Raw genomic sequence first — 20,733 nt, 5'->3', positions numbered from 1 at the left:
CCTAGTCGGACTCTACTACAGTTACGGATTCCGACGTTTGCTTAGGATTCCGTCGCCGTCTTCGCCGCTTGCCACGTTTATTTTCGCTGGCTGGCAGTGGGCCGAGGGGAGATTCGGCATCACGATCCTCCAGACGAGCAGTCTCAATCAGTTGCTTGCGCCCTTCACCATCGGCATCCTGAAACTGTTGCCACCATTGCCCGAGAGCGGCCAGATCGGCACCGGCATCACGGCGCAGCAGCAGAAAATCGAAGGCGGCGCGAAAGCGCTCGTGGGCGAGCAGGGCGAACGGCCGACGCCCACCACGGCGGTGGAAACGGGCCTGCAAGTCCCAAATCTCGCGAATGGTAAGGGTGAAGCGGCGGGGAATGGCAATCTGCCCGCGATTTTCCTCGAGCACCGCGCTGGCGGCCTGTTGCATGGCTACGGCCTCGGGTTTGTCTTCGCTCACCAATCGCTCTTGCTCTGCAAGCAATACGGGCCAGAGCATTGCCGCAAAAAGGAAGGCGGGGTGTACGGACTTGCCTGCCGACACACGGCTATCGGTGTTACCCAGAGAGAGTTGCACCAATTCGCGGGCAGCGCCTTGGTCTTCCCGTTCGAGTACCTCTGCAAGTTGCGGGAAGAGGGCGGCAAAAAGTCCATATCGCTGCAAAGTAGCGAGACTCTGCTGGGCAAAGCCAGCGAGAAAAAGTTTGCCAACCTCCTCATACAAGCGCGCGGGGGGAACCTCGCGCAACAGTTCGCGGCAGGAGGGGGTGGCAGCCTCGATGGCAGAATCGAGTTGGAATCCCAGTTTGGCAGCAAAACGTGTGGCACGGAGCATGCGCACGGGGTCTTCGTGGAAACGTTGCTCGGCCTCGCCGATCATGCGCAACCGCTGGGTTTCGATATCGGCCCAGGCACCCCAGAAATCGACAATACTGCGGTCAGCAATGTTGTAATAGAGGGCATTGACGGTGAAGTCGCGGCGCTGTGCGTCCTCCTCTAGGGAGCCATAGACGTTGTCAGCGAGGATGCGCCCGCTGGAGCTCACCGCTTGCCGCTCATTGGCGCCACCGCGAAAGGTGGCGACCTCGATGATCTCGCGGCCAAACTGGACATGGGCGAGGATAAAGCGCCGACCAATGAGGCGGGCGTTTCGCCGAAAAAGTTTGCGTACCTCCTCAGGCCGCGCATCGGTGCAAACGTCAAAATCCTTTGGTTCTCGACCCAGCAGCAGGTCGCGCACGCTGCCGCCGACCAGATACGCTTGGTAACCGGCCCGATGCAGGCCGTTCAATACTTGCAGGGCGGCATCACTGATCTGACGCCGGGAAATATTGTGCTGCTCCCGCGGAATCGTGCGCGCGCCGGCTGGCAGAGAGGGTGCATGCACAGATGGCGCGCTGGGTGCGGCGGTGTCGTTAGCTAGCTGTGCTGCGATGAAATTTTTCAGGGAAACCAAAGTGTGATTCCAGCCCTCCGGCAAGTGGCGCGCACAGTGTATACGAAAAATCGGTAATGTTCGAAATGATTGGCAAGCCCTGTCCATTCGCCCGTAAAAATTGGCAATTTTTTCGCTGTGCGTCTATCATTGGCCATGCCTGACTGGGCTGGGTGTGCAGCAATGCCCGGCCCTTTTTCATTTTGAGGAGCTCCGATGCAACTGATTGGCGAAGCCCTGACTTTTGATGACGTTTTGCTGGTTCCTGCCCACTCGAACGTGCTGCCGCGCGACGTACAGGTTCGCACCCGCCTGAGTCGCAATCTGCACATCAACATCCCCCTCCTGTCTGCCGCCATGGATACCGTTACCGAGGCGGCGATGTCCATCTGTATGGCGCAGGAAGGCGGCATTGGCATCATCCACAAGAACATGACCGCCGAGCACCAGGCCGCACAGGTGCGCCGCGTGAAAAAATTCGAGGCGGGCGTTATCAAAGACCCTATTGTTACTCGTGCCAATGCCAGCATCCGCGAGGTCCTGCTGCTGATGGCCAGTCACGGTATCTCCGGCGTGCCGGTAGTGGGAGAGGACGGGCGTCTGGAAGGTATCGTCACTAATCGCGATCTGCGCTTCGAAACGCGCATGGATGCCCCGGTGAGCAGTGTGATGACCCCGCGCGAGCGTCTGGTGACGGTGGCCGAGGGGAGTAGCCTCGACACCACCAAGGACCTGCTGCACAAACATCGCATCGAGAAAATTCTGGTTGTGAATGATCGCTCTGAGCTGCGCGGCCTGATCACAGTCAAGGACATCAGCAAGGCCACTGCGCATCCCAATGCCTGCCGCGACAGCCTGGGCCGCCTGCTGGTAGGGGCTGCGGTTGGTGTTGGCGCCGGCACGGAAGAGCGCGTTGAGCGCCTGGTAGAGGCCGGAGTCGATCTCATCATCGTCGATACCGCCCATGGGCATAGCCAGGGGGTGCTCGACCGCGTTGCCTGGGTGAAAAAACACTTTCCGGCGGTGGATGTGATCGGTGGCAACATCGCCACGGCGGCGGCGGCCAAGGCACTCGTGGATGCTGGCGCGGATGGGGTCAAGGTGGGTATTGGTCCAGGTTCGATTTGTACCACGCGTATGGTGGCCGGGGTGGGGGTGCCGCAGGTTACGGCTATCATCGATGTCGCCGAGGCCCTGGCGGATACTGACGTGCCCCTAGTTGCCGATGGCGGCGTGCGCTTCTCCGGCGACTTTGCCAAGGCCCTGGCGGCTGGCGCCCATACGGTGATGGTCGGTGGGCTCCTGGCGGGTACCGACGAGGCCCCTGGCGAAATCGAACTCTATCAAGGGCGCAGTTTCAAGGCCTATCGTGGTATGGGCTCGCTGGGAGCCATGCAACAGGGATCGGCAGACCGTTACTTCCAGGATGCCAGTGATCCCGAGGGGCCGAAGCTGGTGCCCGAAGGGGTGGAGGGGCGGGTACCTTACAAGGGTCCAGCGGCGCAGGTCATCCATCAGCTCCTGGGCGGACTGCGTTCGAGCATGGGTTATCTGGGTGCCGCAGATCTCGCGCAGCTGGCGCGGGACGCAAAGTTTATCAAAATCACCCAGGCGGGCGTGCGCGAGAGCCACGTCCACGACGTGCACATTACCAAAGAAGCCCCCAATTATCGGGTGGAGTGATCCCCGCCATGAGTGAAGAACGCATCCTGATCCTGGACTTTGGCTCTCAGGTCACCCAACTTATTGCCCGCCGTGTGCGCGAGTCGCATGTCTACTGCGAAATCCATCCTTGCGATGTTAGCAATGATTTTGTGCGCGATTTTGCGCCCAAGGGCATCATCCTTTCCGGCAGCCACGGCAGCACCTACGAAGACCACGAGCTGCGCGCCCCGCAGGTGGTATGGGATCTGGGCGTGCCAGTTCTTGGTATTTGCTATGGCATGCAGACCATGGCGGCGCAATTGGGTGGTACGGTAAGCTGGACGGATCACCAGGAATTTGGCTATGCCGAAGTTCGTGCGCGTGGTCACACCCGCCTCTTACAGGACATCCAAGACTTTAGCACGCACGAAGGTTACGGCATGCTCAAGGTGTGGATGAGCCACGGCGATCAGGTCACCGCCCTGCCTCCTGGTTTCAAGGTGATGGCCAGCACTGGCAGTTGTCCCATTGCCGGCATGGCCGACGAGGCGCGCGGCTATTACGGCGTGCAGTTTCATCCCGAAGTGACTCATACCGTGCAGGGCAAGGCGCTACTCGGCCGTTTTGTGCACCAGATCTGCGGCTGTAGTGGCGACTGGGTGATGGGCGATTATGTGGCCGAGGCGGTGGCGCGCATCCGCGAGCAGGTGGGCGAGGAAGAAGTCATTCTCGGTCTTTCCGGAGGCGTTGATTCCAGTGTTGCCGCGGCCCTGATCCATCGCGCTATTGGTGATCAGCTCACCTGCGTTTTTGTCGATCATGGGCTGTTACGCTTGAACGAAGGCGACATGGTCATGGAGATGTTTGCCGGCAAACTGCACGCCAAGGTCGTGCGGGTAGATGCCAGTGAGCTCTTTTTGCGCGAGCTGGGCGGCGTGAGTGAGCCGGAGCAAAAGCGCAAGATTATTGGTCGCCTCTTCGTCGAGGTCTTTCAGGCGGAAGCGGAAAAACTCAAGGCTGCGCTTCCTGGCCATCGCGGGGTCAGCTTTTTGGCGCAGGGGACGATTTATCCTGACGTCATCGAGTCGGGTGGGGCAAAGAGCAAGAAGGCTGTCACCATCAAGAGCCACCATAATGTCGGCGGCCTTCCCGAGCAACTGGGCCTCAAACTGCTCGAGCCCCTACGCGAACTGTTCAAGGACGAAGTGCGCGAACTCGGCGTGGCCCTTGGCCTGGCGCGGGAGATGGTCTATCGCCATCCCTTCCCCGGCCCCGGCTTGGGCGTGCGCATCCTTGGCGAAGTCAAAAAGGAGTACGCCGACCTGCTGCGTCGCGCCGACGCCATCTTCATAGAAGAACTGCGTGCCGCTATCGATCCCGAGAGCGGCGATAGCTGGTACGACCTCACTAGCCAAGCCTTTGCCGTATTCCTGCCGGTGAAGAGCGTAGGGGTGATGGGCGATGGCCGCACCTACGATTACGTGGTCGCCCTGCGTGCCGTACAAACCAGTGACTTCATGACCGCCGACTGGGCCGAACTGCCCTATGCACTGCTCAAGAAGGTCAGTAGCCGCATCATCAACGAAGTCCGCGGCATCAACCGCGTCACTTACGACATCAGCAGCAAGCCGCCAGCAACCATCGAGTGGGAGTGATCCCGCGGCTGACACGCTGTCACCCTTAGGGAGACACGATCAAGTGTCAACTCCAGCCAGGCTACCTCCCTGCCGTGGAGTATGACGTTTGCGTGCGTGACTGCATTTATCTATGATTGCAGTCATGGAAAGCAAACCGCAGGTTGTGAATCATGGCGATTTTAACTGTAAGGAATGTGCCCGATGATGTGCATCGCGCCTTGCGGGTACGGGCAGCGCAGCACGGCCGCAGCACGGAAGCGGAGGTGCGCGAGATTCTGACGGCCGCGGTCAAGCCGGAAAAGCGTGTGCGTGTAGGGGAAGCCCTGGCGGCCATCGGCCGCAAGATCGGTTTGACCAATGAAGATTTCGCCGTGTTCGAGAGTGTGCGCGACAAGACGCCGGCCAAACCGTTGAGCTTTGACTGAAATGATCGTCTTGGATACCAACGTCGTTTCTGAGGCGATGAAGCCAGAGCCAGATGCGGCTGTAAGGGCCTGGTTGAACGACCAGGTGGCGGAAACCTTGTATCTGTCGAGCGTCACGCTCGCCGAGTTGCTGTTTGGTATCCGCACGCTGCCGGCAGGCAAGCGCAAGAATATGCTCGACGGCGCCCTGAGCGAGCTGCTGGAGCTGTTCAAAGATCGGGTGTTGCCGTTCGACACGGATGCAGCGCGCCACTACGCCGACCTGGCCGTGACGGCCAAGGACGGCGGGCGTGGCTTTCCGACGCCAGACGGTTACATCGCGGCCGTTGCAGCATCGCGGGGCTTCATTGTGGCATCGCGCGACACATCGCCCTATGAAGCGGCAGGTGTGACGGTCATTAACCCTTGGAAAGGCGTATAGGGCCGGGGACACCTTTTTTGGGCGGCTAAAACCACTATCATTCTTGCGCTGACATGGTGATATTGTCGTCTTTGGGTCGCAGGTGCTGCCAGCTTACCAGGAAAAGCGCCGAGAAGATTCCCGCCATGCCGATGGCCTCCCAGATGTTTGGGCGCTCGCCTAGCTGTAGCCAGGCGGCGAATACCCCAATGAGTGGGGCGAAGAGGGTGGCAATGCCGGCTACGCCAGAGGGTAAATGGCGCAGGGCAAAGAGCCAGAGCACGTAGGCGAGGGCGGTACCGGGGATGGCATTATAGGCAAGGGCAGCGATAAACGGCCCGGTCCACCGCACCTGCCAGCCCTCGAAAACCAGCGCGGTGATGAGCAGTACAGTGCCGCCGATGGAGGCCTGCCAAAAAGTTGCGTTGATCAGGTCTTGTCCTTTGGGCACGAAGCGTTTATGCCAAATGGCCGACGCTGCCCAGGACATGCCGGAAATAAGGGCAAAGAATGGACCCTGCCAGGGAGAGGAACCAGCCCTCCAGGGCTCCAAGATGATCACCAGACCCAGCAGGGCCAGAACCAAGGCTGGAATTTGCAGCCCGTGCAGCCGTTCCCCCAACACCGGCCAGGCCAAGAGCATTAGCCAAATCGGCATCATGTAGACGAGAATCGCCGTCTTGCCGGCCCCGGCATATTCCAGCGCCAGCAAGGTGGCGCCCACGAAACCAGTACTCTGCAGGAGCCCATAGGGCACGATGTAGCCCAAGGATGGCAGGGCTAACGAGCGTTTCTGCAGCAGCAGATACAGGAGCAGAACCGGGGCACTGAGCACCACGCGCAGAGCGGCGAATAGCAGTGGCGCACTGTTCTGCAAGGCGACTTTCATGACCACCCAGTTGTAGCCCCAGATCAGAGCGAGCAGGAGAATGGCGGCGAAAGCCAGGTAGGTTTCACGAGAACGCATCTGCGGAGAGCCTTTTTCTACAAAGCAAAACCGGGGAGGCGATCCTCCCCGGTTAGAATACCGTCGCCCTAGTGGCTTGGTTTGGCGCGATCGTACTGCTGCGGCCAGCTCCAGTCTACGCCCAGGGCGTGTGCGGCGTGCAGCGGCCAGTAAGGACTGCGCAAGAGTTCTCGCGCCAAGGCGACGGCATCAGCTTGGCCGGTAACCAGTATCTGCTCCGCCTGCATGGGTTCGGTAATCAAGCCTACCGCCACCGTCGGAATCTTCACCTCGTGCCGAATCCTCTCTGCAAAAGGCACTTGAAACCCTGGGCCCGCAGGAATTTGTGCATCAGGCGTCATGCCGCCGCTGCTGCAGTCAATGACGTCCACACCAATTTTTTGCAGCTCGCTCGCCAACACTAATGACTGCTCGATATCCCAGCCGCCGGGCACCCAGTCACTCGCCGAGATGCGTACCCAAAGTGGTAGGTTTTCGGGCCAGAGGGCACGCAAGGCACGCGCCACTTCCAGCGGGAAGCGCAGACGGTTTTCGCGGCTACCTCCGTAAGTGTCCTGACGCTGATTGCTGATTGGCGAAAGAAAACTATGCAATAGGTAGCCGTGGGCCATGTGCAGTTCGAGCACGGAGAAGCCGGCGTTTAGTGCTCGTCGCGCGGCGGCAACGAAATCGTCTCGTACGCGCTCGATCTCAGCGATACTCATCTGCGTGGGGGTGCTGTGCTGTGGGCTGAAGGGCAGGGGGCTGGCGCCAATGGGCTGCCAGCCACGCTCGGCAGAGGGTGCAATCGGAGCAGCACCGTGGAAAGGCGAGGCGGTCGACGCCTTGCGCCCAGCGTGGGCAATCTGAATGGCGGCTACGGCACCTTGCTCTTCAATAAAGCGAACGATGGGGCGCAGGGCGGCGGCTTGCGCATCGTTCCAAATGCCTAGGTCATCCGGGGAGATGCGACCCTCCGGGCTAACTGCAGAGGCCTCAACCATCACCATACCCGCACCCCCTACCGCGCGGCTGCCCAGATGTACCATGTGCCAATCTCCGGCAACGCCGTCGGGCGTTGAGTATTGGCACATGGGCGCCACGATGATGCGATTGCGCAGGGTGACACTACGCAATTGCCACGGTGCAAATAACATCTTGCTCACTTGTCTACCCCCAGATATTTGGCAAATTCTCCCAGGGCAATCTGCCACGCTTCGGCGGCAACCTCCGGCCGGTAACTGTCGCGACGATCGCTGAAGAAGCCGTGCGGCGCGCCCGGAAAGACACTGAGATTATAGCGTTTACCAGCGCGGCTGAGGGCGGCAACAATGCGGGCATGCTCGTCGGGCTGAATCGATTGATCTTCCGCTCCGTAGAGTAAGGTGAGGGGGGCACGCATGGCTGGTACATGCTCCAGCAAAGGCGGCCGACCTGCGGGGTCCGATTCTGGGGCAATCCCACCACCGTAGAAGGCTACGGCCACAGCGACCTGATTCGCCAATGCGGCGTTGGCAAGGAAGGTATAACGTCCACCCATACAAAAACCTATTATGCCAATCTTGCCTTCTGCTACCTCCGGACGCTGCTGTGCAACGGCAATGCTTGCATGGGCCTCCGCTATGACCGGCTCATCTTTCAGCGTGCGTAGGTGACCGATGGCGTTCTGGAAATCTTTGTAGTCATAGACTTTGCCATGGTAAATGTCGGGCACGATAGCGGCGTACCCCTCCCTTGCCAAACGCTGGGCGACCTCTTGGAAATGTTCGTTAACCCCAAAGGCCTCGATGAACACCAAGACTAGGGGGAAGGATCCATTACCCGTGGGACGGGAATAATAAGCACGAAGTTCGGGAGAAACTTGCAACCACTCGGACTGGATCTGCGACATCGGGCTTTGCTCCTATGCGTGGGAAAGACCGCAAAAGGATACCGACCAATCGGTATCTAGGCAAATCCCCGGTTAACTTGTGAGGGTACGGAGGTACTGCTGTAGTTGCCCGAGGCAAGTCTGGTAGCTACGTAACGACTGCGCATTCTTTCCGAGTCCGACACAGCCCTCAATGGCAGCGATCAGGAACAAGGCCACCTCGTCAGGAACGACCTCTTTGCGCACATTGCCATGCTCTTGTCCACGCGTGAGAGCTTCGGCAATGACCTGTATCCATTGATCGAGAATGCGCTGCAAACCTTGCCGGAAATTTTCGTCCAAAGGGCTCATCTCTTGGATGAGATTGTTGAGAGGGCAGCCATAGCGCAACAGGCGCTCATCCGCAGCGTCGATTTTTTCTGCCAGCAGCTGCTGTAGACAAGGGATGGGATCTATACTCTGTTGCAGAGGGACGAACCAGCGTTCGGCCAATTGCGGCGCAATGACATCTTCCACCACCGCCAATCCAAGCTCCTGCTTCGTACCAAAATGGTGGTACAGTGCGCCTTTGCTGACCGAGGTCTTGGCAAGAATGCGGTCTAGGCTGGCGGCTTGAAAACCACTCTCCAGGATTTCTGCATACGCTGCTGCGAGCAAATCAATACGGGTTTGCTCTGGATTGCGAATTTTTCGGGCTACGTGTGCACTCATAGAGGTATAAATACCTACCAATCGGTATCTTGTCAATCGCTGGGGTGTGTAATTTGCTTATCGATAGCCACTGTCATCTTGATCAGGAGAGTTTCTCCAGCGATCGCGCTGTGGTTGTAGCGCGCTCGCGCGCCGCCGGGATAGAGTCCTGGGTGGTGCCAGCCTACAGCCCGCTACAGTGGTCGTGTTTGGAGGCCTTGCGGCAAGAGGAGTCCGGCGTAGCTGCAGCATTTGGTGTACACCCAGTTTATTTGGCCGATCTGCGCGATAGCGATTGGGATCGTTTGGAAGTCCTGCTCACCAAGGCCGTGGCCCTTGGTGAGGTGGGACTGGATCGGGAAGAGGATGCGCCGGCACTGAAAGCACAGTTCCCTGTTCTGGAGCGGCAACTATCTATCGCAAACTCTCTGAATCTGCCAGTAATTTTGCACGCGCGTCGAGCGACAGAAGAGTTGCTGCAGTTCCTGCGCCACCGTGCGCCGCTGTCGGGCGTATTTCATAGTTTTTCCGGCAGCTACGAGCAGGCCTGTAAGGCGCTCGATCTTGGTTTACAGTTAGGGATTGGTGGCGCGATAACCCACCCGCGCGCAGAGCGAGTTCGACGAGTGCTACAATCTTTGCCGACAGACGCCATCTTGCTCGAAACCGACGCCCCTTTTCAGCCGCCACACGCGCATCGCGGAGAGCGCAACGAGCCAGCCTACCTTGTGGGGATTCTCGCCGTCGCAGCCGAATTGCGAAAGGAATCCCCCGAACAGCTTGCAGAAATTTGTACAGCGAATACCCTGCGCGTATTCCCCAGATTGGAACAGGTATTGATAGATGCAAGATGAAGCTTCCATAAGAACACGCATCCTCGTTGGTGACGACGGCATGGCGCGCCTTGCTGCCAGCCATGTTTTGGTCGCTGGCTTGGGCGGCGTCGGTGCCTACGTAGCGGAAAACTTGGCGCGTGGCGGCGTCGGGCGCCTGACGCTGGTGGATCACGACCGCGTGGGTGTAAGCAATCTCAATCGCCAGCTCGTAGCCCTGCACAGCACCCAGGGCATGCCCAAGGTGGAAGTCATGGCGGCGCGTATTGCCGACATGGCGCCAAACTGCCAGGTCAGCGCACACCAGACCTTTCTGCAGGCGGATAATGTCCAGGCGCTGCTGGCCGAGAGTGGTGCGACGGTGCTGGCCGACTGTATAGACGCCATTGCCTGCAAAGCGGCCTTGATCCAGGCTGCGCAGGGGTTGGGGATGCAGATTTACGCAAGCATGGGTGCTGGGAATCGTCTCGATCCGAGTCAAGTGCGTATTGCCCGCCTCAACCAGACCGAGGGTTGTCCTTTGGCGCGGGAGCTGCGTGGGCTATTGCGTCATGCCGGCGCGTCGCTCGACGTTTGGGCAGTATACTCGCGTGAGCGTCCACGACCCGCCGCGCCGCGCGAGGCACCGGGTCACGGACCCTGCGGTCGTCCCAAGACCGTCAATGGCACGATTTCCTATATGCCCGCATTTTTCGGCGTGTACTTGGCTGGGGCCATCCTGCAGCAGATATTGGCAGGAACGGAAAAATCGGCTAACTAAATGCATTAGTCAGAGCAGGAATTTATAGAGAATTATTATATTCTTATATTTCGGAGGGGCTGATGCCATCGAAATTCATGAGTGTGGAGTGGATTCGTCTGGTTGGAAAACAATGGGATACCCATCCAGAAATTCAAAAAGACTTGAAAAACTTTAATGCTACCTGGGAATATTATATTGAGGATCGCCCGGATATTCCCCATGTGATGCTATTCTGTAAAGGCGGTAAGGTAATCTACGCCGGTCCATCCGATGGGCGTCGACGGGATTTCATCATGTGGGCCAGCATGGAAAATTGGAAGAAGATACTTTCTGGGGAGGTCACAGGCAAATCCGCATTGATGAGCCGCAAGCTGAAATTCAAGGGATCAATGATGACCGCAATGAAATATATGACGCCATTTAACATTCATTTGAATATACTGGGAGAAATTCCGGTGGATTTTGATATCTGATGGGCGTCAGCGAGGGAAATACTGAAAAGTTGGTTTACGGATTTACCGTGGACCCAAATTATTCCGGAAAGAATCTTCCGGGATGGTTTTTGATGAACACCTATCTGCAGCGGCGCTTGAGCTGCAGCCTGCGCTTTGAACCCCACGACGATTTTGAGCGCGGACGGAAAGCTGTATTAGATGGTGGCTTTGATTTGGTCTATGCCAATCCCTTTGATTGGGTTCAGTATATGGCACAGAGAGGTTTTATTCCCGTAGCAAAACCAAAAGAGCACTTTGATGAAGTGTATCTGTGTTCGCGTAGTGATTCTCCTTGGGTTGATTTTTCGACCTTGCCGGAACGAATTCGTATCGCATCTGCGAGTGATGCCACTTTGGTGCATATGGTTGGATTGTTCCTCTTGGATAAGGCGGAAGTTGACCGTGTCAGACTCGATTTTACCTTTACCGGAAGCTATCAGTCGGCACTGAAAAGCCTGTTACAAGGACAGGTGGATTTTGCGTTCGTTTTTAACGAAGTTTTTGCTAGTGCCAGTCGCATTACGCAGAGTAGTTTGCGAATTGTTTCGCAGTCTGACGATGCCTTTGCGTTTCATGCCTTTTGTATTTCACCGCGCATGGCGCATTTGCAAGGACAGTTGTGCGAAATATTGTGTAGTATGGAGCAAAGCGAGGCAGGGCAAAGATTGTTGAAGGATATTGGATTTTCTGGTTTTGAAGCAGTCAACGAGGATGAAGTAGCCTGTCTGACTGCGCTCGCGGAAGAATACATCAGCGGCCACGAAGCTATCGATTTGCGTGCCACCAGTAGCCTGGCGATTGACGATAGCGCCTTCTTGGTTGCCCGCGAAGAGCCCGGGGAGGAGACAAAGTAACCATTCATCGGCTAGCATTGGCCGATGAGCTATGTTGACCTGCGCGCTTTTATAAACGATCTGGAATCTCGTGGTGAATTACGCCGCATCCGCGAGCGGGTCTCCCCCGCATTAGAAATGACAGAAATCTGTGACCGCAGCCTGCGCGCTGGCGGTCCCGCCGTGCTCTTCGAGAGCCCGACGGGTTACGATATTCCCGTGCTTGGCAATCTCTTTGGCACAACGCGGCGGGTGGCCCTCGGCATGGGCGGCGAATCCCTCGATGAGCTACGGGAAATTGGCCGCCTTCTCGCCTACCTCAAAGAGCCAGACCCGCCCAAGGGGATACGTGACCTGTGGCATAAGCTCCCCACCCTGCGCAAGGTGCTGCACATGGCGCCGACTACGGTTTCGCGCCCGCCTTGCCAAGAAGTGGTCTTGCAGGGTGACGAGATTGATCTCGAAAAATGGCCGGTGCAAACCTGCTGGCCTGGCGACGTGGGACCACTACTCACCTGGGGCCTGACGATCACCAAGGGACCGCTGAAAAAGCGCGCCAATATGGGCATCTATCGCCAGCAACGCATTGGCCGTAATCGGGTCATCATGCGCTGGCTGGCGCATCGTGGTGGGGCACAGGATCTAAAGGAATTCCAGCGGCAAAATCCTGGGCAGCCTTTTCCCGTTGCCGTGGCCTTTGGCGCCGATCCTGCTACCATTCTCGCAGCGGTTATTCCCATCCCCGATACCATCTCCGAACACCAGTTTGCCGGCCTGTTGCGTGGTGGGCGCACCGAACTGGCCAACGCGTTGAGCGTCCCCCTGCAAGTTCCGGCGCGGGCGGAGTTGATCTTGGAGGGGCATATCTATCCCGACGACTTCGCCGTGGAAGGCCCCTTTGGTGATCACACCGGCTACTATAACGAGACCGAACGTTTCCCCGTTTTCACTGTCGAGCGCCTTACCCATCGGCGCGATCCCATCTACCACAGCACCTACACCGGCCGCCCGCCAGATGAGCCGGCAATCCTGGGCGTCGCCCTCAACGAAGTCTTCGTGCCACTGCTGCAAAAGCAATATCCCGAAATCCTCGATTTTTACCTACCGCCCGAGGGTTGCTCCTATCGCTTGGCTGTGGTGCGGATTCGCAAGGGCTATCCTGGACATGCCAAGCGGGTGATGTTTGGTATTTGGGGATTTCTCCGGCAATTCATGTATACCAAATTTATCATTGTGGTGGACGAAGACGTGGACGCACGTAGCTGGCAGGATGTGATCTGGGCGATGACCACGCGCATGGACCCGGTGCGTGACACCTTGATGGTGGAAAATACGCCAATCGATTACCTGGATTTCGCCTCGCCAGTGGCCGGGTTGGGCGGCAAGATTGGGTTTGACGCCACCAACAAACTTCCCGGTGAAACGACGCGGGAATGGGGCACGCCGATCTGTATGACCGACGTCGTCAAGCAGCGCGTGGACGAAATTTTGGGGAGTCTGGAGAAGCCGCTGTATTGAAGTTGTTGCTGAAATTGGAGCGGGTGATGGGAATCGAACCCACGTCATGAGCTTGGGAAGCTCAGGTTCTACCATTGAACTACACCCGCGAATGTTCCATTCTATAGAAGATAACCGAGAAAAGGCAAGGTGAGCGGTTTGCTTTTAGGATGGATAGACCGTGGCCAGATGAACGCTGACGATTAGAGGACGAAGAATGGAAGAACTACCCACCCGCGAAGAAGATATCGAGCAGGCATCGCGCTCGCTCAAGGCCATGGCCCATCCACTGCGTCTCAAGGTGCTCTGTGTTCTGGGCTCGGAAGAGATGAGTGTGCAAGACATCGTTGCTGCCGTGGGTACCACGCAGAGCAACATCTCTCAGCATCTAGCGATCTTGCGTGAGAAAGACATTTTGAAGGCGCGTAAGGACGCCAACAAGGTGTATTACCGGGTTGGTGATCCGCGCACGCTGCGTTTGATTTCCATGATGAGCGACGTGTTCTGCAGCATTCACTGAGTCAGCGCTTTGCAGTCGAAGAATATTATAATAAACTAATTCTCTTTGGCGCTTCGGCGCCTTGTGCTCTTTTGGCGAAGATCAAAAGATCGAGAGGAGTTGCTACTGCATGAACCGCCGACGTCCTTGGGTGTCTACCATTGCCGCATTACTCGCCTTTGCTTCGGTACCGGCGGCCTACGCCATTGATTTCGCACAATGCGTGCATGATGCACAACAACGGAATCCCGAGGCACTCCTCGCAGAAGCGCAAGCAGCGGAGGCCAAGGGAGCAGTGAGTTCGGCACAGGGCAATCTGCTACCGAAGCTTTCGGCGAGTTTTTCTGGCGCGCAATCAAACAATGCCCTCACGGTGTTCGGCATGAAACTCTCCCAGCGTGTTGCCACTTTCAATGACTTTGGAGCAGGCCAGTTTAATCCGAGCAACCCAGCAGCACTGAATATCCGCCCCAACAACCTTGATCATCCTGGCGGTTATCACAATCTTGGTACGGAAATTTCTCTCGCCATACCCATCTGGAACGGTGGTGCGGTACGCAGTGGGATTAGCGAAGCGCAAGCTATGCTGCGGGCGGCACAGGCAGGCGATCAGTACGCCCAACAAAAACTGATCTTTACCGTGCTGCAGGCTTACGATGGGCTGATCGCTGCCAAGTCGGGTCAAGAGGTGGCAGAAAAGGCGTTGCACGCCGCCGATGCCTATGTAAAAACCACGCATCAATTGTTGGATCAGGGCGTCGTAGTCAAGAGCGATTTGCTCTCGGCGCAGGTTCATGAAGAAGAAGTGGCACTCGAGCTGCAGCAAGCCAAGAATACGGTCGCAAATGCGCGTGCCAACCTTGCCTTACTGGTTGCCAAGCCGATATCGACCCCCTTGGATGTGGGTGCCGCAGTGCAACCTCCCTTGCCCGCCGGCGATGCCTATGCCCTGGAACAGCAGGCGATCGCCAATAATCCGGGTATTCGTGCTCTGCAAGAAAAGGTTCATGCCGCGCAAGCCGGCATTGGCGTCGCCCATGCTGCTTATTTGCCCCATATCAACGCCATGGCCAAGCAGGAATGGAATGGCACGACCTTGGGCAATGCGGTGCCTTCTTATACCGTTGGTGGCCAGATTCAGTGGAATCTACTGGATTTTTCGCGCTCTGGGCAGATGGATACCGCACAGGCCAAGGTGCAGGCGGCACTGGCAAACCTGCAGAGGGCGCAAGATGATACCCGGCTACAAGTGCAGAAAGCACTCCTCGCCACTCAGCTTGCCGCGCAGCGCGTGAAGACGCGGGAGTTGGCGGTGCGCCAGAGTGAAGAGGCGCAGCGCCTGGTACGTCTGCGCTACGAGAATGGCGTCGAGACTCTCACCGGACTTTTGCACGGCCAGGCATTACTCGACCAGTCGCGCGCCGAGCTAGTCAAGGCTCGGTATGAAGAGGCAGTAGAGCGCGGGTCGCTCCTGCTTGCCATTGGCAAAATGGATTTGCAGACGCTGACGGGTGCGCCAGCAACGGGAGAATCGCAGTGAGAAAGCAGCTTTTGATTGCCGGAATGGTCTTGAGCCTGGGCTTGGCTGGTTGTGGCCAGAAGCCCCCGCATACTGCTGCCGCAGAGAAATCTGTGCAAGCACAGACCCTTACCTTGGCAGCGGGCAAGGGACAAGGTTATGAGACGGTACCTGGCACGGTTATGGCGAGCCAGCAGATTCAACTGGGATCGCGTTTGAGCGGCTACCTGCTTGGTTTGCAGGTACATGTCGGGCAGCAGGTGCGCGCGGGACAGTTACTCTTTCAGGTAGATCCGGCCGATGTCGACAATCAGGTGGCACAGGCGCAGGCGGGCCTAGCGCAGGCCGAGGCCAATTTTGCCGACGCGCAGTCCAATTACGATCGCTTCCACAAGCTCTATGATGCCCAGGCCATTCCCCAGAAGCAGTGGGATCAGGTTCGGAGCCAGTATCAGATGGCCAAAGCGCAGGTAGCAGCCGCACGAGCTGGCACCGGCAGCGCCGCCGCCCAGTTGCGCTATGCGCGGGTAACGGCCCCGTTTTCTGGCGTGATCACAGAAAAATATATGCAAAATGGTGACTTGGTAGCCCCTGGTCACCCCGTCCTGAGCCTGGCGAATCCGCAGCAGCTGGAGATTGATTGCAGTGTGGGTAGCGCGGCATTCGCGACGCTCCGGGTTGGCCAGCAGCTAAGCGTGATCAACGACGGCAAGACGCTGGCGGCGACAGTGCGAGACTTGGTACCGGTAGCCGATCCGATAACGCATAGTCATCTGGTGAAGCTGGTTTTGCCTGCGGAAAGCAACGTGCAGGCGGGGGCCTTCGTGCAGGTAGAGATTCCTCTGGTGGGCGTGACGACAACCCTGCGTATTCCCCGCGAGGCACTGCTGAACCGGGCGGGAATCCCTGGGGTTTTTGTGGTCAACCAGAAAGGTGTGGCCGAGTACCGCATGGTCCGGCCGGGCCAGATTGTTGGTGAGCAAATGGAAATTCTCGCGGGTTTGAGCGCTGGCGAGCGGATCGTCGTGAGCAACACCGAAGCGGTCGACAACGGCGACAAGATCGAGAGTGCCGAGGCTGCGCATGGCTGACGCGGAACCGAAGTTTAACTTAGCTGGCCGGCTCGCTAGCGGCTTTTATCGTTCCAAAATTACCGTTTTGATCATGCTTGCCATTGCCTTGTTTGGGACGATGGCGGTGTTGGTGACCCCCCGACTGTACAACCCGGAGATCGTGGTGCCGGCGGCGGAAATCTTCGTTATGCGCCCCGGCTCTAACAGTGAAGAGGTACACAACCTCGTGGTGCGCCCCTTGGAGGCGCTGATGGCCTCTCTGCCTGGGGTGCACCATACCTACGGCTACGCGGTGAACGACATGGGGATCGTTACCGTGCAGTTTCAGGTGGGGGCTAATGAGGAAAAGAGCCTGCTTGAGGTCTACAATCAACTCAGCCGTAACATTGATCGTATGCCACCAGGCACCATGCAGCCACTGGTTAAGTCGATTGGTATCAACGATGTGCCGATCCTTGATGTTACCCTGAGTTCGTCGCATTTGAGTCAGGTGCAATTGCGTGCGGTGGCCATGCGCGTCATGGATCAGTTACAGAATGTGCCAGACGTGGCCAACGCCGAGTTGATTGGTGGCGCCCGACAGGCAGTCAATATCTGGATTTCTCCACAAAAACTCGCCAGCAGCGGCGTGAGCTTGGCGCAGTTGCAGAAGGCATTACAAGGCAGCAATCTGGTAATGCCCGCTGGCCACCTTGTCGCCGACAACCTACGCATCCCCTTGCGCGTGGATGCAGCGCTTGGTTCGGCGACGGCGGTCGGTGACGTCATCATCGGCTCTCACAATGGCCGACCGATTTTTCTGCACGATGTCGCGCGGGTGGAAGAAGGGGCGGCGGAAACGGATACGCTCGTCACCAACAACACCGGCCCTGCCAATGGCTTGGGTCTGCCGGTGGGTAGCAGTATGCCAGCCGTTACCATTACCTTGGCGAAACGGCCCGGAACCAACGCGGTGGTGGTTGCCGATGCTCTGAAAGCCAAAATGCAGCGTCTGCAGGCCGAAGCGATTCCACAGGGCGTGCACGTCTCCATTACCCGCGACTATGGCGCGCGCGCTGATGATTCCGTGAGCACGCTTTTCGAGCACTTGAGTATTGCGGTCGGTGTAGTGGCCATTATCCTGCTGATCTTTTTGGGCTGGCGCGAGGCTGGCATCGTGATCCTTACGGTGCCTCTCACCCTGGGCGTGGTTCTCGGCATTGGTTGGTTACTTGGGCAAACCATCAACCGGATTACCCTTTTTGCCTTGATCCTGTCCCTTGGTCTGTTGGTGGATGGTGGCATCGTAGTAATCGAAAACATCCATCGCCACATCAGCCATGGAGGTAGCAAACGCAGCTTTGCCGACAAAGTGGTATTGGCAACCAACGAGATCGGTAATCCCACCAATATTGCCACGCTCGCGGTGATTCTGGCCTTTGTGCCGATGGCCTTCGTCACCGGCATGATGGGTCCATTCATGCTGCCCATCCCGATCTTTGTGCCTATCGCTATGATCGCCTCGGTACTGCTTGCCTATACGGTCGTACCCTGGGGCGCTTATCGCTTTTTGCAGCGCAAGGCCGAACGTCACACCCAAGAGTATCAAGCCGAAAATGGGCATGAGCAACGGGATGCATTGCAACGCTTTTACTTGCGCATCTTCACGCCCTTACTGCGTTCTGGTGGACGGCGGAATCTCTTTTTCCTGATCGTTATCATCTTGCTGCTTTTGGCCATGTTGATGCCAGCGTGGCAGTTTGTACGTCCTTCCGGCATGAATGGGCCGCTGAGTGCCCTGGGCGTCAATGTGAAGATGTTGCCAGCGGGCAATGTCAGTGATTTCATGATCCAGGTCGATACCCCGGCCGGCACGGCACTCGCGCAGACGGGTCGCGTGGTGCAGGATGTGGGGCGAGTCCTAGCGCAGAATCCCTATGTCGAGAATTTCCAGAATTATGTTGGGCGCTCGGCACCGGTCGATTTTGCCGGTTTGGTGCGCGGGGACATGATGCGCAAGGGGAGCAATTACGCGCAGATCCAGGTCAATCTGGTGCCGCGCAGTGAGCGACCCATGTCGCACGCCATCGGTGTCGATATCTACAAAAAAATTGCCAACCTCCAGCAACGCTTCCCCGGCACGGTAATCAAGCTCTTCGAGGTACCACCAGGGCCACCGGTGCGGGCGCAGGTGGTGGCGGAGCTCTACGGGCCGGATTATGACAAGCTGCGCCAATTGGCCGGCCAAGTCGAACAACGCTTCCGCAAGGTTTACGACATGGTCAATGTCGACGATACGGTCACCGGCACGGTTCCCGAATATCGCCTCCACGTACTGACGGAAAAGGCGATGCTGGCGGGTGTTGCCCCGGCGCAAGTGGCGGAGCTGGTGCACGACTATATCGCCGGAACCAAGATTGGCAGCATTGCCGTTTCCAGTGCGCGGGAGCCGGTGGACATTATTCTCCGTGTTCCTCCCGGCGAGCGTGCGTGGGAATCGCAGATTCTCAGTCTGCGCATCCGTAACCAGTCGGGCCAGCAGGTGCCGTTGTCGAGCATCGTCGAGGTCCAGAAAACGACGGCGGCCAAGCCGATCCTTGATCGCGATCAGCACGATGTAGTCTATGTGACCGGTGATCTGCTCGGCTCCAGTCCGGTTTATGCTACCTACACCCTGAACCACGAACTTAACGGCAAGATCCTTGATGGGGTGCAGCTGCACACCGGTAATCTGGGCTTTATGCCCGCGCAACCGCATGATATCACTCACTACCAAATCCTCTGGGGTGGCGATATGCGACTGACCCTGGACGTGTTTCGTGACCTCGGCGCCGCCTTCATTGTTGCGCTGGTTTTCATCTATTTGATGTTGGTAGCCTACTATCAGTCGTTTATCATGCCTATCATTGTTATGGGCGCGATTCCGATGACCTTGATTGGTGTTTTCCCCGGTCATTGGCTCTTGAACACGCCGTTTAACGCTACCTCGATGATTGGCGTCATTGCCTTGGCCGGCGTGGTGGTGCGCAACTCCTTACTGCTCATCGATTTCATTATTGAATATCGGCGCGAGGGATACCCCTTGGATGAGGCAGTGATCGAGGCAGGTGCCGTGCGTTTTCGTCCGATTTTGTTGACTGCTCTGGCGATCATGTTTGGCTCGGCGATCATGGTGAGCGATCCAGTCTTTGGCGGTTTGGCGGTGTCCTTGATTTTTGGCACTTTCGCCTCCACCATGTTGACACTGATCGTGATCCCGCTGCTCTATTTCTTGTGGGAACGACATTTGGAGCGCAAGACGCAGGGAGTTTCCTAAAATGACGACAGAAAATTGGGTTCGCGTAGTAGCCGGTACCTTCGTATTGATCAGCGTCGTGCTCGGCGCGCCCAGTAGTCCGATCTTTGTGAGCGAGTGGTTTCTGGTCTTCACTCTCTTTGTGGGCTTCAACCTGTTGCAGAGCGGCATTTCGGGTTTCTGCCCGTTGGTCAACATTCTGCATAAGTTTGGGGTGACTGATGCCCCCAGTTGCGGGAGATAATGGGTGAATATCGGTGCGGAGTTGTCTACGCATTGGCCACTGCTTTTGCTGGCCTTGGGTTTTTTTGTGCTGATCTTCAAGGGGCCTCTCAGCCGTAAACTGGCGGGAGTAGAAGAGATTACTCCGGAGCGCGCAGTGCAGCTGATCAATCAGCACGATGCCTTGGTGATCGATGTGCGTGAACAGAACGAATGGTCGCGCGGCCATTTGCCGCAAGCCAAGCACATCCCCGTTGGCGAGCTGAGCAAGTACCTAAAAGATCTGGAAAAGCACCAAGAGCATCACGTGATTTGCCAGTGCGCCAGCGGGATGCGTTCGGCACGGGCGGCGTCCATTCTGCACAAGGCGGGCTTTCAGAAGGTCTACAGCCTCAAAGGCGGAATCCAGGCTTGGCGTAGCGCGGGCCTGCCGGTAGAAAAATGATGGCCGAGGTCATTGTCTACGCGACCCATGCTTGCGGCTACTGCCGACGCGCCTTGGCGTTGCTGCAACAGAAAAATGTGGCCGCACAGGTCATCTGGGTCGACCAACAGCCGCAGCGACGTGCAGAGATGGTGCAACGAGCCGGCGGGCGGCGCACGGTGCCGCAAATCTTCATCGCCCAACGCCATGTCGGTGGCTGCGATGATCTGTTGGCCCTGGAGCGGCGCGGAGAGCTGGATCTCCTACTGCAGAGTTGAAAGGGAA

At 57.6% G+C, this 20,733-nt stretch carries 21 protein-coding genes and 1 tRNA gene; 16 read left to right on the top strand and 6 right to left on the bottom strand.

Features of this window, described 5'->3' with window-relative positions:
• Position 1: 1 nt before the first annotated feature.
• Positions 2-1,471 (bottom strand): polynucleotide adenylyltransferase PcnB, encoded by a 1,470-nt coding sequence (gene pcnB / locus AB4090_RS03635; protein WP_369572500.1) that lies wholly within the window; start codon positions 1,469-1,471, stop codon positions 2-4.
• Between the two features lie 171 nt (positions 1,472-1,642).
• On the opposite strand from pcnB, the gene guaB reads away from it, so the two are divergent.
• The 4 genes from guaB to AB4090_RS03615 all read left to right on the top strand — a co-directional run bounded on the left by guaB (position 1,643) and on the right by AB4090_RS03615 (position 5,553).
• Positions 1,643-3,109, top strand: a complete 1,467-nt coding sequence (guaB, locus tag AB4090_RS03630) for an IMP dehydrogenase (RefSeq protein WP_369572499.1) — start codon at positions 1,643-1,645, stop codon at positions 3,107-3,109.
• A gap of 8 nt (positions 3,110-3,117) precedes the next feature.
• Entirely contained in the window at positions 3,118-4,725 is a 1,608-nt protein-coding gene (gene guaA, locus AB4090_RS03625; RefSeq protein WP_369572498.1) for a glutamine-hydrolyzing GMP synthase, read from the top strand.
• A 152-nt stretch (positions 4,726-4,877) separates the two neighbouring features.
• On the top strand, positions 4,878-5,132 hold the full coding sequence (locus tag AB4090_RS03620) for a plasmid stabilization protein (RefSeq protein WP_369572497.1): 255 nt from the start codon (positions 4,878-4,880) through the stop codon (positions 5,130-5,132).
• 1 nt (position 5,133) lies between these two features.
• Positions 5,134-5,553: a type II toxin-antitoxin system VapC family toxin gene (locus tag AB4090_RS03615; RefSeq protein WP_369572496.1), complete on the top strand. Its 420-nt coding sequence runs from the start codon at positions 5,134-5,136 to the stop codon at positions 5,551-5,553.
• A gap of 37 nt (positions 5,554-5,590) precedes the next feature.
• Here AB4090_RS03615 and AB4090_RS03610 read toward each other — a convergent pair whose 3' ends face one another.
• The 4 genes from AB4090_RS03610 to AB4090_RS03595 form a co-directional block, all read right to left on the bottom strand.
• Complete coding sequence (locus AB4090_RS03610) at positions 5,591-6,499, bottom strand: DMT family transporter (RefSeq protein WP_369572495.1); 909 nt, start codon at positions 6,497-6,499, stop codon at positions 5,591-5,593.
• A 68-nt stretch (positions 6,500-6,567) separates the two neighbouring features.
• A complete protein-coding gene (locus AB4090_RS03605; RefSeq protein ID WP_369572536.1) occupies positions 6,568-7,635 on the bottom strand; it encodes an NADH:flavin oxidoreductase/NADH oxidase in 1,068 nt (355 codons plus the stop codon).
• Positions 7,636-7,640: 5 nt separating this feature from the next.
• Entirely contained in the window at positions 7,641-8,369 is a 729-nt protein-coding gene (locus tag AB4090_RS03600; protein WP_369572494.1) for a dienelactone hydrolase family protein, read from the bottom strand.
• A 72-nt stretch (positions 8,370-8,441) separates the two neighbouring features.
• Entirely contained in the window at positions 8,442-9,059 is a 618-nt protein-coding gene (locus AB4090_RS03595; protein WP_369572493.1) for a TetR/AcrR family transcriptional regulator, read from the bottom strand.
• 53 nt (positions 9,060-9,112) lie between these two features.
• On the opposite strand from AB4090_RS03595, the gene AB4090_RS03590 reads away from it, so the two are divergent.
• From AB4090_RS03590 to ubiD, 5 genes are all read left to right on the top strand, one after another.
• Complete coding sequence (locus AB4090_RS03590) at positions 9,113-9,892, top strand: TatD family hydrolase (protein ID WP_369572492.1); 780 nt, start codon at positions 9,113-9,115, stop codon at positions 9,890-9,892.
• On the top strand, positions 9,882-10,631 hold the full coding sequence (locus tag AB4090_RS03585) for a ThiF family adenylyltransferase (RefSeq protein WP_369572491.1): 750 nt from the start codon (positions 9,882-9,884) through the stop codon (positions 10,629-10,631). The genes AB4090_RS03590 and AB4090_RS03585 overlap by 11 nt, the downstream gene beginning before the upstream one ends.
• Positions 10,632-10,693: 62 nt before the next feature.
• A complete protein-coding gene (locus tag AB4090_RS03580; RefSeq protein ID WP_369572490.1) occupies positions 10,694-11,086 on the top strand; it encodes an SCP2 sterol-binding domain-containing protein in 393 nt (130 codons plus the stop codon).
• Entirely contained in the window at positions 11,086-11,961 is an 876-nt protein-coding gene (locus AB4090_RS03575) for a phosphate/phosphite/phosphonate ABC transporter substrate-binding protein (RefSeq protein WP_369572489.1), read from the top strand. Before AB4090_RS03580 ends, AB4090_RS03575 begins: the two co-directional genes overlap by 1 nt.
• A 24-nt stretch (positions 11,962-11,985) precedes the next feature.
• Positions 11,986-13,458 carry a 4-hydroxy-3-polyprenylbenzoate decarboxylase gene (ubiD, locus tag AB4090_RS03570; RefSeq protein WP_369572488.1) on the top strand — a complete coding sequence of 491 codons (1,473 nt, stop codon included), beginning with the start codon at positions 11,986-11,988 and terminating at the stop codon, positions 13,456-13,458.
• A gap of 15 nt (positions 13,459-13,473) precedes the next feature.
• On the opposite strand, the gene AB4090_RS03565 is transcribed toward ubiD, so the two are convergent.
• A tRNA-Gly gene (locus AB4090_RS03565) sits at positions 13,474-13,547 on the bottom strand.
• Positions 13,548-13,654: 107 nt separating this feature from the next.
• On the opposite strand from AB4090_RS03565, the gene AB4090_RS03560 reads away from it, so the two are divergent.
• The 7 genes from AB4090_RS03560 to grxC all read left to right on the top strand — a co-directional run bounded on the left by AB4090_RS03560 (position 13,655) and on the right by grxC (position 20,726).
• Positions 13,655-13,957, top strand: a complete 303-nt coding sequence (locus AB4090_RS03560) for an ArsR/SmtB family transcription factor (RefSeq protein WP_369572487.1) — start codon at positions 13,655-13,657, stop codon at positions 13,955-13,957.
• 109 nt (positions 13,958-14,066) lie between these two features.
• Complete coding sequence (locus AB4090_RS03555) at positions 14,067-15,476, top strand: TolC family protein (protein ID WP_369572486.1); 1,410 nt, start codon at positions 14,067-14,069, stop codon at positions 15,474-15,476.
• On the top strand, positions 15,473-16,546 hold the full coding sequence (locus AB4090_RS03550) for an efflux RND transporter periplasmic adaptor subunit (protein WP_369572485.1): 1,074 nt from the start codon (positions 15,473-15,475) through the stop codon (positions 16,544-16,546). The genes AB4090_RS03555 and AB4090_RS03550 overlap by 4 nt, the downstream gene beginning before the upstream one ends.
• On the top strand, positions 16,539-19,823 hold the full coding sequence (locus AB4090_RS03545; RefSeq protein ID WP_369572484.1) for an efflux RND transporter permease subunit: 3,285 nt from the start codon (positions 16,539-16,541) through the stop codon (positions 19,821-19,823). The genes AB4090_RS03550 and AB4090_RS03545 overlap by 8 nt, the downstream gene beginning before the upstream one ends.
• 1 nt (position 19,824) lies before the next feature.
• Positions 19,825-20,046: a DUF2892 domain-containing protein gene (locus tag AB4090_RS03540; RefSeq protein ID WP_369572483.1), complete on the top strand. Its 222-nt coding sequence runs from the start codon at positions 19,825-19,827 to the stop codon at positions 20,044-20,046.
• Between the two features lie 3 nt (positions 20,047-20,049).
• A complete protein-coding gene (locus AB4090_RS03535) occupies positions 20,050-20,469 on the top strand; it encodes a rhodanese-like domain-containing protein (protein ID WP_369572482.1) in 420 nt (139 codons plus the stop codon).
• On the top strand, positions 20,469-20,726 hold the full coding sequence (gene grxC, locus AB4090_RS03530) for a glutaredoxin 3 (RefSeq protein ID WP_369572481.1): 258 nt from the start codon (positions 20,469-20,471) through the stop codon (positions 20,724-20,726). The genes AB4090_RS03535 and grxC overlap by 1 nt, the downstream gene beginning before the upstream one ends.
• Positions 20,727-20,733 lie beyond the last annotated feature (7 nt).

This window comes from Acidithiobacillus sp. IBUN Pt1247-S3 (genome assembly GCF_041146875.1).
In the GTDB taxonomy this organism is placed as follows: domain Bacteria; phylum Pseudomonadota; class Gammaproteobacteria; order Acidithiobacillales; family Acidithiobacillaceae; genus Igneacidithiobacillus.
Note: the sequence above shows the minus strand (reverse complement) of the source record. Positions and strands in the feature narration are given on the sequence as shown.

What these genes read in the sequence shown, in the direction of transcription:
- guaB (WP_369572499.1), top strand. Translation starts at nt 1,643, where the DNA reads ATGCAACTGATTGGCGAAGCCCTGACTTTTGATGACGTTTTGCTGGTT.
- guaA (WP_369572498.1), top strand. Translation starts at nt 3,118, where the DNA reads ATGAGTGAAGAACGCATCCTGATCCTGGACTTTGGCTCTCAGGTCACC.
- AB4090_RS03620 (WP_369572497.1), top strand. Translation starts at nt 4,878, where the DNA reads ATGGCGATTTTAACTGTAAGGAATGTGCCCGATGATGTGCATCGCGCC.
- AB4090_RS03615 (WP_369572496.1), top strand. Translation starts at nt 5,134, where the DNA reads ATGATCGTCTTGGATACCAACGTCGTTTCTGAGGCGATGAAGCCAGAG.
- AB4090_RS03610 (WP_369572495.1), bottom strand. Translation starts at nt 6,499, where the DNA reads ATGCGTTCTCGTGAAACCTACCTGGCTTTCGCCGCCATTCTCCTGCTC.
- AB4090_RS03605 (WP_369572536.1), bottom strand. Translation starts at nt 7,635, where the DNA reads ATGTTATTTGCACCGTGGCAATTGCGTAGTGTCACCCTGCGCAATCGC.
- AB4090_RS03600 (WP_369572494.1), bottom strand. Translation starts at nt 8,369, where the DNA reads ATGTCGCAGATCCAGTCCGAGTGGTTGCAAGTTTCTCCCGAACTTCGT.
- AB4090_RS03595 (WP_369572493.1), bottom strand. Translation starts at nt 9,059, where the DNA reads ATGAGTGCACACGTAGCCCGAAAAATTCGCAATCCAGAGCAAACCCGT.
- AB4090_RS03585 (WP_369572491.1), top strand. Translation starts at nt 9,882, where the DNA reads ATGCAAGATGAAGCTTCCATAAGAACACGCATCCTCGTTGGTGACGAC.
- AB4090_RS03580 (WP_369572490.1), top strand. Translation starts at nt 10,694, where the DNA reads ATGCCATCGAAATTCATGAGTGTGGAGTGGATTCGTCTGGTTGGAAAA.
- AB4090_RS03575 (WP_369572489.1), top strand. Translation starts at nt 11,086, where the DNA reads ATGGGCGTCAGCGAGGGAAATACTGAAAAGTTGGTTTACGGATTTACC.
- ubiD (WP_369572488.1), top strand. Translation starts at nt 11,986, where the DNA reads ATGAGCTATGTTGACCTGCGCGCTTTTATAAACGATCTGGAATCTCGT.
- AB4090_RS03560 (WP_369572487.1), top strand. Translation starts at nt 13,655, where the DNA reads ATGGAAGAACTACCCACCCGCGAAGAAGATATCGAGCAGGCATCGCGC.
- AB4090_RS03555 (WP_369572486.1), top strand. Translation starts at nt 14,067, where the DNA reads ATGAACCGCCGACGTCCTTGGGTGTCTACCATTGCCGCATTACTCGCC.
- AB4090_RS03545 (WP_369572484.1), top strand. Translation starts at nt 16,539, where the DNA reads ATGGCTGACGCGGAACCGAAGTTTAACTTAGCTGGCCGGCTCGCTAGC.
- AB4090_RS03540 (WP_369572483.1), top strand. Translation starts at nt 19,825, where the DNA reads ATGACGACAGAAAATTGGGTTCGCGTAGTAGCCGGTACCTTCGTATTG.
- grxC (WP_369572481.1), top strand. Translation starts at nt 20,469, where the DNA reads ATGGCCGAGGTCATTGTCTACGCGACCCATGCTTGCGGCTACTGCCGA.